At 45.9% G+C, this 15,980-nt stretch carries 13 protein-coding genes; 8 read left to right on the forward strand and 5 right to left on the reverse strand.

The window, feature by feature from the left end:
- Positions 1 to 200 precede the first annotated feature (200 nt).
- From QT984_RS10705 to QT984_RS10715, 3 genes are all read left to right on the forward strand, one after another.
- Positions 201 to 1,679: a TldD/PmbA family protein gene (locus tag QT984_RS10705; RefSeq protein ID WP_333373961.1), complete on the forward strand. Its 1,479-nt coding sequence runs from the start codon at positions 201 to 203 to the stop codon at positions 1,677 to 1,679.
- Positions 1,680 to 1,804: 125 nt separating this feature from the next.
- The gene (locus tag QT984_RS10710; RefSeq protein WP_333373963.1) at positions 1,805 to 3,151 is read left to right on the forward strand and encodes a TldD/PmbA family protein; all 1,347 of its coding nucleotides are present in this window, start codon (positions 1,805 to 1,807) and stop codon (positions 3,149 to 3,151) included.
- A gap of 315 nt (positions 3,152 to 3,466) precedes the next feature.
- Positions 3,467 to 4,591 carry a THUMP domain-containing protein gene (locus QT984_RS10715; protein ID WP_333208715.1) on the forward strand — a complete coding sequence of 375 codons (1,125 nt, stop codon included), beginning with the start codon at positions 3,467 to 3,469 and terminating at the stop codon, positions 4,589 to 4,591.
- A gap of 278 nt (positions 4,592 to 4,869) precedes the next feature.
- Here QT984_RS10715 and hpxZ read toward each other — a convergent pair whose 3' ends face one another.
- From hpxZ to QT984_RS10730, 3 genes are all read right to left on the reverse strand, one after another.
- A complete protein-coding gene (gene hpxZ, locus QT984_RS10720) occupies positions 4,870 to 5,256 on the reverse strand; it encodes an oxalurate catabolism protein HpxZ (RefSeq protein WP_333057088.1) in 387 nt (128 codons plus the stop codon).
- Positions 5,257 to 5,493: 237 nt separating this feature from the next.
- A complete protein-coding gene (locus tag QT984_RS10725) occupies positions 5,494 to 5,913 on the reverse strand; it encodes a peptidylprolyl isomerase (RefSeq protein ID WP_333057086.1) in 420 nt (139 codons plus the stop codon).
- A 234-nt stretch (positions 5,914 to 6,147) separates the two neighbouring features.
- Positions 6,148 to 7,017, reverse strand: a complete 870-nt coding sequence (locus tag QT984_RS10730) for a prohibitin family protein (protein WP_333057085.1) — start codon at positions 7,015 to 7,017, stop codon at positions 6,148 to 6,150.
- A gap of 121 nt (positions 7,018 to 7,138) precedes the next feature.
- Between QT984_RS10730 and QT984_RS10735 the strand changes: the two genes are divergently transcribed.
- Together QT984_RS10735 and QT984_RS10740 are read left to right on the forward strand one after the other, a co-directional pair.
- The gene (locus QT984_RS10735; protein ID WP_333208719.1) at positions 7,139 to 7,930 is read left to right on the forward strand and encodes an RNA ligase family protein; all 792 of its coding nucleotides are present in this window, start codon (positions 7,139 to 7,141) and stop codon (positions 7,928 to 7,930) included.
- A 15-nt stretch (positions 7,931 to 7,945) separates the two neighbouring features.
- Complete coding sequence (locus QT984_RS10740) at positions 7,946 to 9,100, forward strand: AAA family ATPase (protein ID WP_333231474.1); 1,155 nt, start codon at positions 7,946 to 7,948, stop codon at positions 9,098 to 9,100.
- An 86-nt stretch (positions 9,101 to 9,186) separates the two neighbouring features.
- Here the strand turns inward: QT984_RS10740 and QT984_RS10745 are convergent, their stop codons facing one another.
- Positions 9,187 to 9,396, reverse strand: a complete 210-nt coding sequence (locus QT984_RS10745; RefSeq protein ID WP_333057082.1) for an acetyltransferase — start codon at positions 9,394 to 9,396, stop codon at positions 9,187 to 9,189.
- Positions 9,397 to 9,423: 27 nt separating this feature from the next.
- Positions 9,424 to 10,590 (reverse strand): zinc-dependent alcohol dehydrogenase, encoded by a 1,167-nt coding sequence (locus QT984_RS10750; protein ID WP_333057081.1) that lies wholly within the window; start codon positions 10,588 to 10,590, stop codon positions 9,424 to 9,426.
- Between the two features lie 686 nt (positions 10,591 to 11,276).
- Here QT984_RS10750 and mutS point away from each other — a divergent pair.
- The 3 genes from mutS (at position 11,277) to QT984_RS10765 (ending at position 15,847) form a co-directional block, all read left to right on the forward strand.
- Positions 11,277 to 13,904: a DNA mismatch repair protein MutS gene (gene mutS, locus QT984_RS10755; RefSeq protein ID WP_333373966.1), complete on the forward strand. Its 2,628-nt coding sequence runs from the start codon at positions 11,277 to 11,279 to the stop codon at positions 13,902 to 13,904.
- Between the two features lie 707 nt (positions 13,905 to 14,611).
- Positions 14,612 to 15,115, forward strand: a complete 504-nt coding sequence (locus tag QT984_RS10760; RefSeq protein WP_333057079.1) for an Arm DNA-binding domain-containing protein — start codon at positions 14,612 to 14,614, stop codon at positions 15,113 to 15,115.
- 27 nt (positions 15,116 to 15,142) lie between these two features.
- The gene (locus tag QT984_RS10765; protein ID WP_333057077.1) at positions 15,143 to 15,847 is read left to right on the forward strand and encodes a tyrosine-type recombinase/integrase; all 705 of its coding nucleotides are present in this window, start codon (positions 15,143 to 15,145) and stop codon (positions 15,845 to 15,847) included.
- Positions 15,848 to 15,980 lie beyond the last annotated feature (133 nt).

The following is a 15,980-nucleotide window of genomic DNA, read 5'->3' on the forward strand; positions in this document are numbered from 1 at the left end:
ACAGGCAAGATGCCTGTTCCACAAACAGGCAAGATGCCTGTTCCACAAACAGGCAAGATGCCTGTTCCACAAAGAGTGAATTGATTGTGGGGAGTAGGGGTTGGGCAGGAGAGCCCGCCCAGAGAAAGCTTATTGAAAAGGGTTCAAAAAATTGAAAAGCGCTATAATAATTAACAACTAATGACGAATGACGAATAACTATGGTGCAATTAACTGCAAAAATCTCTGCTAACGAGTTAGCAAATTTGGCTGTAGATTTGATTCGGAAAACAGGTTGCGAGTACGGTGATGTACGTTTTTGCAGTTACCGAAGGCAGAATCTTTACGCGCGCGATCGATCTTTAAGTCAACTGTCAGATAATGTAAGTTCCGGTTTTGGCGTGCGCGTGCTTCTAGACGGCGCTTGGGGGTTTGCCGCCAGTCACAGCAAAACGCCGGCAGAGGTTGCAAGAATAGTCGCTTTGGCTGTAGAAATCGCTAAAGGCAGCCGCTTGACTCAAAAGGAACCGGTGCGGTTAGTGCCTGTCGAAAAATATGTCGATACCTACATTACTCCCATCGCCATTGACCCTTTTTCTGTACCCGTTGCTGAGAAAGCCGAACTGCTGCTAACTATCAACGAGAAGCTACTAGCACACGGCGCACAAGGCATCAAAAAAGCTTCTTCTTTTTTGCAGTTTAGCCGCGAAGACAAGGTTTTTGCTTCTACAGAAGGCTCGCTAATCGAACAAACAATCTACCGCTGCTATCCGGGTTTTAGCTGTACGGCAATTGCGGGCGGCGATGCCCAAAGTCGCAGTTACGATCGCCCGCCGCTTAATATCGGTTACGAACATATTAATCCCGATGATTTGTTGAGTCAAGTCGAAAGAGTTGCCGCTGAAGCTATTGAGAAAGTCCGCGCTCCTAAAATCCCGGCTGGTATTTGCAAATCCCTGATTCTCAAGCCGACAAATTTGTTCTTAACTATTCACGAATCGGTCGGACATCCAACTGAATTAGACCGGGTTTACGGCTACGAATCTAATTTTGCTGGCACGACCTTTGCTACTACTGATAAGTTAAATAAACTGCAATATGCTGCACCTTGGGTGAATTTTAAGTGCGATCGCACTCAATCAGGTGGTCGCGGTACAATGGGTTACGATGATGAGGGCGTAAAATCACAAGATTGGTACGTTGTCAAGGATGGAATTTTAGTTGATTATCTCACTGACAGAGAGACGGCTTATCGCCTCGGACGCGGTAGCAGCAACGGTTCTGCTTACGCTGACAGTTGGTCGAGCGTGCCGATGGTGAGAATTCCCAATTTGGGATTGGAGCCGGGCCCGGATGGCGGCAGCCATACTGCTACTTTGGCACAGATGATTGCGGATACGGAAGACGGGATTTTAATCGACGGTATGGGTAGTTATTCGATCGACCAGCAGCGGCGCAATTTTCAATTCGGTGGCGATGCTTTTTGGAAGGTGGAAAAAGGTAAAGTTGTCGGTATGTTGAAGGATGTAACTTATCAGGCGATGACTACTGATTTCTGGAATCAAATAGATGCGATCGGGCCGGCTTCGGAGCTGGTTCAGTGCGGTACTCATATATGCGGAAAGGGCGAGCCGATGCAGGTTGCTCAGATGACTCACGCTTGTGTGCCGGTGCGAGTGAGGGATATTCAAATTGGGTAATAGGGCATGGGGCATGGGGCATCGGTTCTTAGTTATTAGTTAATTGCTAACAATGCCCAATTCGCAATGCCCAATTCGCAATGCCCAATTCGCAATGTCCAATTCGCAATGCCTAATTACCAATCATGATTGTAACAACATCGCCCGCAATTTTAAGTGAAGACCAAGCCTTATCTGTAGTAGAAAAAGCAGTCAAACTATCCAAAGCAGAGGAAGTATTTGTCAGTCTCTCTACTGGCGAGGAATCTCTTTCCCGATTTTCGGAAAATCAAATCAGCCAAAATATCAGCAAAACTGTATTTAGCCTGAACATTACTAGCTATTTCGGTAACAAAAGCGCCTCTGCTGCTGTTACAGAATTTGATGAAGATGCGATCGCCTCTGCAGTCAAGCGATCGGAAGAATTGGCCCGAATTGCGCCGGCAGACCCCGAATGGATGCCGCTGCTGCCGCCTCAAACCTACGATTTGCGATCGCCCGCATTCGACGCAGCAACGGCAACTGTATCGCCTCTAGCGCGGGCCGAAATGGTGCAGCAAGCGTGCGCCAGATCCTCCCAGGGGGGCGCTCATGGTTCGGGCACTTTGAGCACTGAGGCGTCGCTGTACGCGATCGCCTCGTCAACCGGACTCCGCGCCTGCAACCAGTCTACAGATGCGGATTTCAGCTTTACTGCTCGCGTTGAAGACGGTTCTAGTTGGGCGAAGAGCACTGCTTGGAGTATCAACGAATTGCCGATCGCCCAATTAGCAGAACAAGTGCTCGATCGGGCGAAATCCTCCCGCAACCCGCGCCCCATCACCCCCGGCGTTTATCCGGTAATCTTTGACGGCGCTGCTTTTGCGGGCTTGCTACCGTGGGTAATTTGGGGGCTGGATGCGAGGGCGGCGGATGAGGGGCGATCGTTTATGTCGATCGCCGATGCAGAGGGAAAACCAGCGGGAAACCGCGCGGGGGAACAACTTTTTAGCCCGTTAGTGCAAGTGCAGCGCGATCCGGCTCATCCTTTGTTGCGATCGAATACTTTTTTCGGCGACGGATTGAGCAATAACTATTTGGAAATCATCAAAGATGGCGTCCCTCAAAGTTTGTCTTATTCCCGCTACTGGGCCGAACAAAAAGGCAAAGAGGCAAAAGGTGCTTATTACCCGATCGTGATGACAGGTTCCGACCAAAGTTTAGCCGATTTAATTGCTCAAACCGAGCGAGGAATTTTCGTCAGTCGAGCTTGGTACGTGCGCTACGTTAATCCGAAAACATTGGAAGTAACGGGAATGACTCGCGACGGTACTTTTTTGATTGAGGATGGCAAAATTGCTTACCCGATTAAAAACCTGCGTTTCAATCAAGTTTTACCTGATATGTTGCGCGATGTGGATGCAGTTAGTACGGTGAAGCGTTACGGCGGTAGTGTCGTACCCGGAGTGCGCGTGAAAGCTTTTAATTTCACCAGTATTACTGACAGTTTGTGACTCGCACATTTCTAACAATCTGTAGGGGCGGGTTTCACAAACAATCACAGCCAACAAAGAACAATCTCTCAAACCCGCCCCCACCGACAGTTTGTGACTCACACATTTTTAACAATCTGTAGGGGCGGGTTTCACAAACAATCACAGCCAACAAAGAACAATCTCTCAAACCCGCCCCCACCCAGATTAATGCGAGTGATTTATCGTAAAGGTAGAGTATTTATTTTGATAGTTAGGATTAAAACCAGCTATTATAGTCATCAGTCTGGAGTCTGTTGTTAGTAACAATTCCCAATTCCCAATTACCAATTATCAATGAATCAATATTTTGCTACAGTTGCGCGCGGTTTAGAAACAATTGCCGCCCAAGAATTAGAACGTTTAGGGGCCCAGGATGTCAAGCCAGATTTTACAGGGGTTTACTTTGCGGGCGATCGGGCTTTATTGTACCGCGTCAATCTTTGGTCGAGAACAATTTTTCGAGTGCTAATGCCGATCGCCGAATTCCGGTGTTACAACTCGGATATGCTCTACCGCGAAGTGCAGAAAATCCCTTGGGACGAATACTTATACCCCGAAAATACTTTAGCAGTAAACTGCACCGGCGGCAACGAAAAGTTGAACCACACTCACTTTACAGCTTTGCAGGTCAAAAATGCGATCGCCGACCAACAGCGCCTTCAATTTAACAAGCGTTCTAATGTCGATGTAGAGCATCCCGATTTGCAAATTAACATTCACATTCATCAAGATAGAGCTATTTTAAGTTTAGACAGTTCTGGCGGCAGTTTGCACCGCCGGGGATATCGACCGGCGATGGGGCTTGCTCCCCTCAAAGAAACCCTAGCTGCGGCTTTGTTGGAGATGGCAGAATGGACGCCTGATTTGCCGTTTTTAGACCCGATGTGCGGTTCGGGAACTTTGCCTTTGGAAGCGACTTTAAAGGGATTGAATATTGCACCGGGATTGTTTCGAGAAAAGTTTGGATTTATGAGTTGGCGGGATTTTGACGAACCTTTGTGGGATGAATTGTGGGCGGAAGCGGAAAATAGTGAGTTACCGGAACTTAAAGAGGTGATTGCAGGGTGCGATCGCGATTCTGATATGTTAACTCAAGCTCGCACGAACGCGCAGCAAGCTGGTATTTCCGGTAAGATTCAGTTTGCTCAAACCGAGTTATCTCAGTTGGAAGCACCCGCAGACAGAGGCGTTTTGATTTGCAATCCTCCCTACGGAGAGCGCCTGGGAGATGCTAGCGAATTAGGAGATTTGTACAAGATGTTGGGGGATATTTTCAAGCATCGTTTTAAAGGTTGGAATGCTTTTATTTTGACTGGGAATAAGGAGTTGGGTAAAAAGGTGGGACTCAGGACATCCCGGCGGATTCCTGTTTATAATGGCTCGATTCCGTGTACTTTGCTCAAATATGAACTGTATTAGCGAATGGGAGTGACCAAAAAGAAGAGGTACTAATAGTAAAGGAAAAAAAGAATCTATGCCGAATTACATGGCTCAACAATAATCAAATTAAAATAGTAATTTTACATTTGAATATATTGTTTTCTTAGCTTTAATATCCTGTCAGGTAAATTAACCACAATACTTGTAGGGGCGGGTTTCACAAACAATCTGTAATTCACATCCATAATATCTATAAACCCGCCCAGCCCGATCGACAGAATTTCATTACGGGCAATTCAAGGGAAATGACTTAACATTTACAGCGGCAAAAAAGAAACGTGAGCGGAAACAATCTTCCACCCTTGAGGAAACTTGCGCCACATCTGACTCTGCCGCCCCAGCCGCACCACTCCATCCATTACACGGCGAAATTCCAGCGTCACAGCCGCCGTGTCTGCATCGAATGTCACGACTTTGAGGTTGAACATTTCTCGATCGACATTTACAGGCGATCGTCCTTTGCGAAAAGCCCTCACCTCATCACTCCCGTACAGGTTCTCAGTCACCCCAAACCGCACGACTTCCGGCGCATCCCAGAACAAATTATCGAGAGTTTCAATATCGTTCGTACAAAGAGCTTTTTCGTATTTTAAATATAGTTCAGTTAACTCAGTCACCACAGTATTATCATTGATAACAGTCATTCGATTTTAGATTTTAGATTTTAGATTTTAGATTTTAGATTGACACCACGGATAAATCCGGGGGCTTGAGGATGCAATGATTTGGGATTTTGGATTGATTCCACGGATAAATCCGGGGCTTGTACCATCAAAAAATTATTGGTCATAAGTTGTAGATTTTAAAACTCTTAACTTTCACACGTTTTGTTTGCAATAAGGACTTTAGTCCTTACTACAAACAAAACTAATTAGAGGAAATTAATGCTCAATTTTGAGCGAAATAATCTTGTCACCTTGGCGGATAGCATTGACGACAGACATATCCTCAGTTTTGCCAAAAGTTGTGTGAACTCCATCTAAATGAGACTGGGGAGAATGGCAAATAAAGAATTGGCTACCACCCGTATCCCGGCCTGCGTGAGCCATCGATAAAGTTCCTGCCTCATGTTTGTTCGAGTTGATTTCGCACTTGATTTTGTAGCCGGGGCCACCAGTTCCATTGCCTTTTGGACAGCCACCTTGAATCATAAAGTTAGGAATGACTCGGTGAAAGGACAATCCATCGTAAAAACCTTTTTCCGCCAAGTCAACAAAATTCTTCACTGTGTTAGGCGCATCCGCATCAAACAATTCCAAATTGATTGTGCCTTTGTCGGTTTCCATAATAGCGCGGGTCATGATTTCTCCTGGTTCCTAAAATGAGTGTGTTGCCTGCGTGTTAATTGCGGACTTCGCTTTTATAACGACAGATTCAAACTGTCGTTATATTGTGGCTTTCAGAAGTGTAGCATATTCCGGCAACTCTCATAGAACTTATGTGCGCTTTCTGAGGAAACCCGGTTTATTCCGAGATTTGTGGTTAGCAAAGCCAATATTTTCGGAGACACGGGGCTTGTTACCCTCAGCCATATTTTAATTGTTGGTCACTGGCGGGCGATCGGGTTCTTCCTGAATATCGTTCATATTAAAAATGAAAGGAACCCGACTCGAACCTGCGCCCATAACCAGCACTTTTGGCATCTGAGCGCCGCCGCTTCTCCAAGCTTCGATCGCCTCTTTTTGCAGCACTAAATCGCCGCCCTGAGCCTTCAAAGTTTCAGCCAAAAGTCTTTGAGCTTCAGCCCTACCTTGAGCGCGGTTAATATCAGCTTGAGCCTGTTGTTCTGCTTCTTGAGCCACATAAACAGCCCTTTGCGCCCGCTGTTCAGCAACCTGTTTCTCCTCAACCGCTTTCGCAAAATCTGTGGAGAATCGAATATTAACAACGCTCGTATCGAGTACGATTACATCATACTTGGATAGCCTTTCCTTCAGCGCAGTATCAAAGTCTCGCTTCAGTTCACTTCTTTGAGTAATCGATTGTTCGGCGGTTCTCAGTGCAGCCGCTGTTTTAAAGGCTTCTTGCGTCTGAGGAGCAATTATTTTTGAGACTATATTCTCCAAGGTTCCTTGAGTCCTTCGGACATCAACTATTCTCGCAGGATCGAGGCGAAAGTTTATTGCAAAACTAGCATTTAAATCCTGAAGGTCTTTAGTAGCACTCTGGGCGGGAACTTCAAATTTTTGCACTGTTACATCGTACACATCTACCTTGGAGATCAGCGGGGGTCTGAGGTGAAACCCCTCTAACAATGCTCCATCTGTGGCTTTTCCTAAAACGCTAACCACCCCTGCTTCACCTGGATTGATGACGACAAAAGAGTTTAATCCCAGGAGTAGCGCGCCTACTAATAGAATCCCAGCGAATGCTGATGATATGCTCTGGAAACTTTGACTTTTCAACTTACACGCTCCTTTGTGATTATTCCATTATAATGGTTAAATAGATTCGGTCGCCTCTCAAGTCTCAAATCTCAAATCTAAAATGGATGGGTCGCCTCTCAAATCTAAAATGGATTGGCTGATGCTCAAAATTGTTAAATATCCTAGAACTTATCACATCGAAGGTTCGCGTTTCCAACCGGGTGATGAAGACCTCGACAGCGTGCCATTTAGCGCTTTGCTCGATCGCCCTCTAATTATAGAAGAAAAGGTAGACGGCGCAAATACAGGCATCAGCTTCGCACCAGACGGACAAATGCTGCTGCAAAGTCGCGGCCACTATCTCACCGGCGGGCCGAGGGAAAAACATTTTAACTTATTCAAGCAGTGGGCTTTCAGTCTCAGCGGAACCCTGGGAGAAGTGCTGGGAAATCGCTACATTCTTTACGGCGAATGGCTGTATGCGAAACACACTGTTTTTTATGATTTTTTGCCGCACTATTTTATGGAATACGATGTGCTGGACTTAGAAACCAGTCAATTTCTGAGTACAGAATCCCGCCGCAAGTTGTTAAGCGGACTGCCGTTAGCCTCCGTTCCCGTGCTGTTTTCTGGAGTTGTAAAATCTCCCAAGCAAATGATGCAGTTTGTGGAAAAATCTAATTTTATTCAACCGGGACATTTGGATCGGTTGCGTTTGTCCTGTCGGGAATTGGGATTAGATGAAGAACGATGTTTTAAAGAGACTGACAAGAGCGATCGCATGGAGGGGCTGTACATTAAAGTTGAAGAAGATGGCATAGTCAAGGCGCGTTACAAATACGTGCGTGCCAGCTTTTTGACTGCTATAAAAAATGCAGAAGGACATTGGCTAAATCGCCCAATTATACCGAATATTCTGCGTCCCGATGTGAATTTATTTAATTTTAGTTAACCCGCAGGTGAATTTATGAATGGACTGTTATCGCCCTCGGTCACTTGGACTTTTCCCTTTTGTCCCCAACCGCCCGATTGGTTTCTGGACTGGGACAGCATTCAAAATCATTTCGATTGGATTCAAAACTTAAAAGGATGTCAGCAAGACCCGATTTATCACGCCGAAGGAGACGTTTTAATTCATACCAGAATGGTCTGCGAAGCATTAATATCTTCCCCAAATTGGCGTCAATTACCCGTGCAAGAACGATCGATACTTTTTGCGGCCGCTTTGCTGCACGATGTCGCCAAACCAACCTTTACAAAAATCGAAGCCGATGGCAGAATTAGCTCAAAAGGTCACGCCCGCCAAGGTGCGAGAATGGTTAGACAAATTTTATCTCAATTCGAGCCGCCTGTGCAGTTTGAGATTCGGGAAACCGTGGTGGCGATCGTCCAATTCGGCAGTTTACCCATCTGGCTAATCGACAAACCCAACCCGCAGCAGTCGGTAATTAAAGTTAGTCAAGTTGTCCGCTGCGATTTCCTCGCACTTTTAGCCGAAGCAGACGTGCGCGGCCGACAGTGTAGCGACAGACAAGAATTGCTCGATAAAATAGAACTATTTCGGGAGTTTTGTCAAGAAAATAATTGTTTGGATTCTCCCCGACAATTCCCCTCAGCACACAGCCGATTTATCTATTTCCGCAAAGAGAACGGCCACCCGGATTACGAAGCATTTGACGACACTAAATGCGAAGTAATTTTGATGTCGGGATTGCCAGGAAGCGGTAAAGATTATTGGATTCGTAAAAATCTCCCAGATTTGCCAGTAATCTCGCTGGATGCACTGCGAAAAGAGATGAATGTCCCTCCCGACGAAACCCCTGGAAATGTGGTCACAGCCGCCAAACAAAGAGCGCGCGAATACATAAATGAGGGGCGTTCTTTTGTGTGGAACGCCACGAATACAACTAAACAAATGCGCCAGCAATTAATTAATTTTTTTGCCGATTATCAAGCGCGCATTCGGATTGTTTATCTAGAAGTACCTCTAGAAGAAATATTGCAGCGGAATCGATCGCGCACAGCAACAGTACCGCAAGCAGTCATTCGCAAATTAGCTGCGCGGCTGGATATTCCAGACATCACAGAAGCCCATCAAGTCGAGTGGATCGTTAACAATTAATCTCCCTTTTTACCTCAAACTGTTAGAACCCCGACTTCTTAAAGAAGTCGGGGTTCTGGATATTAGGTTTGGGGTTTCCCTTGATATCAATGAGTTTGATAATTTTCCTCAGTCCAGCAGCGCGGCAGATTTTCACCGGAAGGAAAGACTAAATTACTTTTTGGAAAAGTTGCTTTCTCTTGCTCTTCTTGACCAGCTTGATTTTTTCCCGACACTTCTTGTTTTGTAGGGCTGATTAAAGCATCTACATCGAGGATTTCAATCAAGTCGCCTGATTCTTTTTCTTGTAAAAGCATAGTTTCTCCTTGAAGGGTAAATGCGAGTTAGGGTTTGAGGACAACTTTGATGCAGTTGTCTTTTTTCTGTTTGAAAATCTCGTAAGCGTGGGGCGCTTCATCCAATTTCATTCGGTGCGTAATTACGAATGACGGGTCAATTTCGCCTTTTTGAACGCGATCGAGCAAAGGCCGCAAATAGCGGTGAACGTGCGTCTGTCCCATTTTCAGGGTCAAGCCTTTGTTGAAAGCTGCACCTAATGGCACTTTGTCAACGAAGCCGCCGTAAACGCCCGGAATTGACACTGTACCGCCCTTGCGACAGGCGAGGATCACTTGTCGCAGGGCCGTAGGTCGATCGCTCTCCAACCGCACGGCTTGCTTTGCTTTGTCGTACAAAGCGTCGAGACCGGTGCCGTGGGCTTCCATTCCCACCGCGTCGATGCAAGAGTCGGGCCCGCGTCCCCCCGTCATTTCGGTGACGGCTTCCCCGGCGTCCATTTCTTCATAATTGATGATTTCAGCTTTGGCCGCGGCCGCCATTTGCAAGCGTTCCGGTACGCGGTCGATCGCAATTACTCGATCGGCCCCCAGCATAAACGCGCTTCTGATCGCAAATTGTCCGACCGGCCCGCATCCCCAAACTGCTACCGTATCCCCCGGCTGAATGTCGCAGTTTTCTGCCGCCATGTAACCCGTCGGAAAGATATCCGTGAGGAACAATACTTGTTCGTCCGAAAGTCCGTCGGGAATTTTTAAAGGGCCGACATCTGCAAACGGAACCCGCGCGTATTCTGCTTGACCTCCTGCATAGCCGCCCGTTAAATGCGAGTAGCCAAACAGTCCCGCCGGCGAATGACCGAACATTTTTTCAGCCAGCCCTGCATTGGGGTTGGAGTTGTCGCACAGCGACCACAAATCGCGGTTGCAAAAGAAGCAACTGCCGCAAGAAATAGTAAAAGGAATGACGACGCGATCGCCCTTTTTTAAGTTCTTGACTTGGCTGCCGAGTTCGACTACTTCCCCCATGAATTCGTGCCCCATGATATCGCCCGATTGCATTGTCGGGATGAAGCCATTGTAGAGGTGCAAATCCGAGCCGCAGATTGCTGTAGACGTGATTTTAACTATCGCATCGCGCGGATTGATAATTGTTGGGTCTGGTACATTATCAACTCGCACATCATTTGCTCCGTGCCAGCAAAGAGCTTTCATTATTTTTTTTCCTCTATTTAACTACTAGCTAGCAGATTTTTGATTCTAAATCTTACCTTTACTAAGCCGATAAATTACTCGCTTCGATGTTTTTAATTGTAAGCATATAAAATATTTTATCTCTCTATCCGAGGTATAATTTAAAAATCTATCTTTCGGCTGTTTTAAATAACAAAAATGTAAAGTTTATGCCCCAAAAATGCGGAAATTTTGACTTTATTGTGTTAACGCCCAACCTTTATAGCAAGCACGCTCGACGGTTAAGACGTTCCTAATTGCTGAAATCATTGCGGAAGATTGCTTCTTCTTTCTTTTTACCCTGAGCGAACTTGAAAGGCTTTCAACATCTGCTATAACAGTTAATAACGAGATGGATGAGGTTGTTTTTGTGACTCGCCGATCCCTATCCTCTCACAATAGATAAAATATCCGCCCTAAGTCTCACTGTAGCGGCTGCTTGGACTCACATTAGATAAGTAGCGACATAAAAATTCTCAACTAAAAGCAAGTTTATCGATTATTAAGTAGGGTGCGTGACTTTTGTATAGCTCAACACTCTTCACCAATATTGACAATCACGCACCCTGCTTAAGGAGGAATAATCGTCAAATATTGTATATTAGTTATAGCTAAAAGCCGAGCTTGCGCTAAAGTTGTTAAAGATTAAAATTTATCGATCGCCTTTTATGCCTTACACTGCATCTACCCCAACAGACCCCCATCAACCCAACATCCGCAATGCCGACCACCGCTTACTAGAATTCACCAAGCTGACGCCGATGATGCAGCGGTATGTGGAAGTGAAAGAACAGTATCCCCACGCACTTTTATTGTTTCGAGTCGGAGATTTTTTTGAGTGTTTTTTCCAAGATGCAGTTACAATTTCGCGGGAATTAGAACTTGTTTGTACGAGTAAAGAAAGCGGCAAGGAAATTGGCAGAGTGCCGATGACAGGAGTGCCGCACCACGCCCTCGACCGCTACACCTCAATGTTAGTAGAAAAAGGCTATGCTGTAGTAGTTTGCGACCAAGTAGAAGATGCCTCGATTGCTGCTAAAGAAGGTCGTCAAGTCAAGCGAGAAATTACCCGCATTCTCACTCCCGGAACTTTGACTGATGACGGAATGCTCAAACCCAGACAAAATAATTTTTTAGCCGCAATTGTGATAGCGGGGGAACATTGGGGATTGGCTTATACTGATATTTCTACGGGAGAATTCGTCACTACCCAAGCCGACACTTTAGAACAATTAACCCTCGAATTGCTGCGCTTGCAGCCTTCGGAAGTCTTGGTGCCGACTAATGCGCCGGATTTGGTGACTATGTTGAGGCCCGGAGAGAAATCCGAGCATTTGCCCGATTGTTTGCCGAATTCGTTTTGCTATTCTTTGCGATCGCAAATTCCGTTTACTTTGTCCGAAGCAAAACAGAGAATCCTACAAAAGTTCAAAGTGCGATCGCTCGAAGGCATGGGATGCGGACACCTTTCCCTCGCAGTGCGCGCCGCCGGCGGCTTGTTGCAATATCTCGAAGAAACTCAAAAAGAAAAAGCAGTTTCTTTGCAAAGATTGCACACTTACACTCTCACCGATTTTCTCATACTCGACTACCAAACCCGCCGCAATCTCGAAATTACTCAAACAGTGAGAGATGGGGTTTTTCATGGTTCGCTGCTGTGGGCTATAGACAAAACCAGCACCGCAATGGGAGGCCGCGCTTTGCGCCGCTGGGTGCTGCAACCTTTGCTCAACATTAAAGGCATTAGCGCCCGACATGACACGATTCAAGAATTAGTAGAAAATAACGCCCTGCGCCAAGATTTGCAGCAGTTGCTGCGCCAAATTTACGACATCGAAAGACTGACAGGCCGCGCGGGTTCTGGAACAGCTAGCGCGCGGGATTTGGTCGCTTTAGCTGATTCTCTCTCGAAACTGCCGCAATTAGCCTCGATCGCAGCCCAAGGGCGATCGCCCTATTTGAAAGCGCTGCAAAATGTACCGCCACTTTTAGAAGAATTAGCAAGTAAAATTCACGCTCATTTAGTTGATGAACCGCCGATTCATTTAAAAGAAGGAGGTTTGATTAGATCGGGAATCAATCCCATGCTAGATGAAATGCGCCACACTGCATCAGCCGACCAAGAATGGATTGCCAATTTAGAAGCAACTGAGAGAAAACGCACCGGAATTTCTAATTTAAAAGTTGGCTACAATAAAGCTTTCGGCTATTACATCAGCATTACCAAATCGAAAGTAGACCAAGTACCGAAGGACTACACCCGCAAGCAAACTCTCACCAATGAAGAACGCTATAGCACTGAAGAATTAAAAGAAAGGGAAGTGCGAATTCTGACGGCGCGGGAAGATTTAAATCAATTGGAATACGATATTTTTGCTAAAGTGCGATCGGAGGTAGGAGAACACGCCGAAATTATTCGCAACGTTTCCCGCGCCGTGGCGGCGGCCGATGTTTTGTGCGGTTTGGCAGAAGTAGCAGTTTACCAGAATTACTGCCGCCCGACTATGACAGAAAGTCGGGAAATTAAAATTATTGAAGGTTGTCATCCTGTGGTGGAAAAGTCTTTGCCGCCGGGATTTTTTGTACCTAATTCGGCTTTTTTGGGTCGGGAAGAATCGCTAAAGCGCCCAGATTTAATTATTTTAACCGGGCCGAATGCTAGCGGGAAAAGCTGCTACTTGCGGCAGGTGGGTTTGATCCAGTTAATGGCGCAGATGGGCAGTTTTGTGCCGGCGAAAGCTGCGAGTTTGGGAATTTGCGATCGGATTTTTACCCGCGTCGGCGCCGTCGATGATTTGGCAACCGGTCAGTCTACCTTTATGGTGGAAATGAACGAAACTGCAAATATTCTCAATCACGCGACGCCGCAATCATTGGTTTTGTTAGATGAAATTGGCAGAGGAACGGCAACCTTTGACGGACTTTCGATTGCTTGGTCTGTGGCAGAATATTTAGCAACTGAGATTCGGGCGCGGACAATTTTTGCGACTCACTATCACGAGTTAAATGAGTTAGCTTCTATTTTAGATAATGTCGCAAATTATCAAGTGACAGTGAAAGAATTGCCGGATCAAATCGTGTTTTTGCACCAAGTCCAGCCGGGAGGTGCTGACAAATCTTACGGAATTGAAGCGGGCCGATTAGCTGGTTTACCGCCGTCGGTGATTGACAGGGCGAGACAGGTGATGAAGCAGATTGAGAAACATAGCAAAATTGCGATCGGGCTGCGGAAAGGTGTTAAAAAAGATGGTAAAAAAGAGTCTGATGGCCAACAGTTAGATATTTTTGAGGATTGAAATTTTAGGTGGTAAAAAAATTGGTAGTAACTTCTATATTGCACCATTTTCAATAAGCCTTTCAGGGGCGGGTTCTCCGGCCCAACCCCTACTCCCCACAAGAAAATTCACTCTTTGTGGAACAGGCATCTTGCCTGTTCATAAAAATAGTGCAATATCTCAGTTACTACTTTTACTACAAACCAGGAACTCTCCAGCAACTCTAACGCCCATTTTGCAATTTTCTTACCTCTTTGTGCACGCTCATCCCTATTTCCAAAGCAGGCCGACTTGCTCAATCAGTTGAAAGCGCAGCGCAAAAAGTCGAGGGCGGACTTGGCTGATATCGACGCTATTCTGGGGCTTCTGGCGGAAGAGTACGGCTCAAACCTGGTCTAGGTATGGATTGTATTCAATTTGTATTCAAACGAGGCAGATTGTAGTCAAATCGTAGTCAATTTCTAGTCAATTAGACCCCTGACTTAGCCGTATTCTGAGCAATAAAAAACCTCAAACCGTTGATTTATCGTTGGTTTGAGGTTCTTATGGACGCAAGCGGGCAGCGGGAATCGAACCCGCATAGTTAGCTTGGAAGGCGCTAGGGGGTAAGCGCTAAGCCCCTTATGTAGTAAGGCGTTGTGTGTTTAACAAATACTTTGTCTCTAATTTTGTCTCCAATTTGTCTCCAAAAGTAGTATCTTGGTTGCATTGAAGTTGGAGACAAAATTATGGTTGACTCTCCCGATCGGGCAAAAAAAGGATCGGTTGTTATCCAGACTCGCAGTGGCAGACTAAGGTTGCAACTACCCAGACATCTTTATGGCGGCGAACGCAAACACTTTTACCTAAATCTGGCAGATACCCCTGAAAACTGGGAACTAGCAGAAGCTAAGGCACAGTTGATTGAATCTGATATCAAGTTTGAGCGGTTTGACCCCACACTCAAAAAGTACAAGTCACAGACTCACCTGACTGTTATTGAGACGGTCAAGCCTAAGCCTGAACTGACACTGACTAAGCTGTTTGCTAAATACTTGGAATTCAAGAAACCAGCACTCAAGGCCACAACTTTTAACTACTTGGTAACAGGCATTCAAAGCTATGTTGACCGTTGCCCCTACCAGCCTCTATCAGAGGACTGCGCTTTGCAGGTACGCGCTTGGCTATTGGAGGATACGACCAACAGCATGACCAAAAGGATTTTGACTCACCTAAATGCAGCGGTTAAATAGGGAATTAAGTTCAAGATTGTCAAGAGCTTGACTGTATCCCCGTTCGAGGGGCTAGCAGCAGAATTGCCTAAACATAACTGGGAAAGCGACCCGGAACCGAACGCATTTACGGCAGAAGAAAAAGAGCTGGTATTGGAGGCTTTTAAGAATCACAGAGGGACTTGGAATGGGAGGGGAGAAACGGGGCAAAAGTTTTGTTTTTACTACCCGATGGTGCAGTTCTGGCTGCTGACTGGATGCCGTCCATCTGAAGCTGTTGGGTTGAGGTGGTCTGACATTGCTACTGACTTTTCTCACATTGTGTTCAATGGGAGTATACAGCACCCAAGCGGTAAGGAGACAAGGGTTGACGGCAGTAAAAACAATAAGCGACGTAAATTTCCTTGCAATCAAGAACTGGTTCGGTTGTTGAAAGGTATCAAGCCACAAAATCTGACTGACAAGGATAGGTTGGTATTTCCATCACCTATTAAGGGCGGGGCGATTAATTACAACAATTTCAGTAAACAGGTATGGCATAAATTGGTTGACCCGATTACTGAAAAAACCAGGCAACATGAACAGGGTTCTAAGACAACTACCCCCTACTCTTGCCGGGATACTTTTATTAGCGAACAGGTTGGCAAGGGTGTACCGAGTGCGGTTGTTGCTAAATGGTGTGATACGTCGGAAAGGGTAATTAATGCTGTGTATTTAGACGGCAAGATTTTGGAGCATTTACGCCCGCTTTGATGCTGTTAGGATGTTGATTCTAGGGGCAACTTTTGGGATATAAAACTTTACACTTTCTGTGTTGACAAGGAAGTGGAAGTCTGCAATCGTGAGTAACTAAGGAAGATTGATGCGCGGTTGACGAGCACTTGCA

Origin of the sequence: Microcoleus sp. Z1_B2, from assembly GCF_036700325.1 — a bacterium.
GTDB lineage: Bacteria > Cyanobacteriota > Cyanobacteriia > Cyanobacteriales > Microcoleaceae > Microcoleus.